The sequence below is a fragment of the Pseudomonas persica genome (assembly GCF_900291015.1).
Lineage (GTDB): Bacteria > Pseudomonadota > Gammaproteobacteria > Pseudomonadales > Pseudomonadaceae > Aquipseudomonas.
The window spans coordinates 1-321 of the sequence record NZ_OLKL01000082.1 but is presented as its reverse complement, the minus strand read 5'-3'; the positions used below and the strand labels follow the sequence as shown (position 1 = coordinate 321).

Here is a 321-nt window from a genome sequence, read left to right as displayed (position 1 = left end):
TCTCAGCACCGGCCTTCCCAGTTGCGGTTCCAGCCAGGTATCTGCTCCTGGCCGAAAGCCGTGCATCTACGAGGAAGCCACTGCGATGCTCGCCGTCGGCGGACAATCGATCCAGATTGCGCGCAGTTGCGTCGGAGGCGACTTCACTTGGCATCCTGGTTTCCCGCTTGCCGCCTTCAGCGGCGATCTGCGCTTGGTCCAACGCGGCTTGCACCACCGCGAGAGTTCCGGCCAGCTTCCTTACCATGGTGTCGGCGAGGGAGATGCTGCTTTGAAGTACGCCGTTGAGCGCGGACTGCAGCACAGTGCTCTTCTGTACAT

The 321-nt window shown here is 61.7% G+C and carries 1 protein-coding gene; it reads left to right on the top strand.

Annotated features, from left to right (window positions below; all coding sequences use genetic code 11):
* Window positions 1-85 precede the first annotated feature (85 nt).
* A partial coding sequence (locus tag FQ664_RS27530; RefSeq protein ID WP_218570417.1) for a hypothetical protein occupies window positions 86-321 on the top strand: 236 nt, incomplete at its 3' end.